The organism is Sphingobacterium sp. UBA7253 (assembly GCF_002472745.1).
GTDB lineage: Bacteria > Bacteroidota > Bacteroidia > Sphingobacteriales > Sphingobacteriaceae > Sphingobacterium > Sphingobacterium siyangense.
This window is the reverse complement of record NZ_DKSP01000147.1, coordinates 15964-17426: the sequence shown is the minus strand read 5'-3', so window position 1 is coordinate 17426 and position 1463 is coordinate 15964. Positions and strand designations below refer to the sequence as shown.

Here is a 1463-nt window from a genome sequence, read left to right as displayed (position 1 = left end):
CAAGCACAATATTACTATTGAGGGCCGCTCTTTGATCAAAATATTCCCTATTATCAATAAACTGGATCCTTTTATCCTAAAACATGTTGACTGGATTATATTTTCAAGCAAAAATGGTATTGAGCACTTTTTCAATTTAGAGCCTCGTTTGAGCAAAAAGACCAAGATCGGTGTCATTGGCCGCGGCTCGGAAGAGATTTTGCGTAAATATGACCGCGTTGCTGATTTCTCTGGCGACAGTGAGGGCATCAATATGGAGGAAATTGCGAAGAAATTTGCTGAATTGGCCAATGGTGGTACCGTGCTTATTCCACGTGCGAAAGAATCTTTGGAAACAATCCAAAAAGCGTTAAGCGCGGAGACGAAAATCATCAATATACCGGTATACGAAACGGTCTTAGAAGAAAATGTAGATCCATCCAATGCGGAGGTATTGGTTTTTACCAGTCCAAGCAACGTGGAAGCTTATTTTGCGGACAATCTGTTGGAACCGGGCCAGAAAGTAATTTGTATTGGCCGCTCTACCGGTGCAAAGTTTGATGAGATGAATGTCCCTTATACACTTCCTTATTCTCCAGATGAAATAGGTCTTTCTGAAGCCGTTTTTGGATTGGAGTATTAGAATCATATAAAGTAGTTTGTATTTCAACGTCGGTAAACGATTCCACTGACGTTGAAATAAACAACATAGATCATAAATAATCTTAATATAATGTTACAACGTCCGAGAAGAAATCGTAAATCTGCCGTGATTCGCGACATGATTCAAGAGACACGTTTAGACGCGTCAAATTTGATTTTCCCACTTTTTATCGTCGATGGGCAAAATCAAAAAACTGAGGTTAAATCGATGCCTGGCATCTATCGCTATTCAATAGACAATCTATTGAAAGAAGTGGAAAGTTGCCTAAAGTTGGGCTTACGCTCATTTGATCTTTTCCCTAACATTGAAGAGTCCTTAAAAGACAAATATGCTACAGAAAGCTACCGTGATGGAAGTTTATACTTACGTGCGATTGCAGCTGTAAAGAAAAATTTTCCGGAAGCTTGTATCGTAACGGATGTTGCTATGGACCCTTACAGCAGTGATGGGCACGATGGAATTGTCGAAAACGGTGAGATCCTAAACGATGAGACATTAGAGGTATTGGGCAAGATGGCTTTGGCACATGCGCAATCAGGTGCAGATATCATTGCTCCATCAGATATGATGGATGGTCGCATCGGTTACATCCGTGAGCTATTGGACCATAATGGTTTTACAAACGTTTCTTTGATGTCCTATACGGCAAAATATGCTTCGGCCTATTATGGTCCTTTTAGAGATGCCTTAGGCTCGGCGCCCAAGCATGGCGATAAAAAGACCTACCAGATGAATCCTGCCAATGCAAAAGAAGCGCTGATCGAAGCACAGCTCGATGCACAGGAAGGAGCAGATTTTCTGATGGTAAAACCAGGACTTC

General features: G+C 41.3%; 2 protein-coding genes. Both read left to right on the top strand.

Features of this window, described 5'->3' with window-relative positions; translation table 11 throughout:
- On the top strand, positions 1-622 hold a 622-nt coding region (locus B2X72_RS15240; RefSeq protein WP_286850393.1), incomplete at its 5' end, for a uroporphyrinogen-III synthase.
- A gap of 90 nt (positions 623-712) precedes the next feature.
- Positions 713-1463, top strand: a 751-nt coding sequence (hemB, locus tag B2X72_RS15235) for a porphobilinogen synthase (protein WP_286850391.1), incomplete at its 3' end; no start/stop codon positions are given.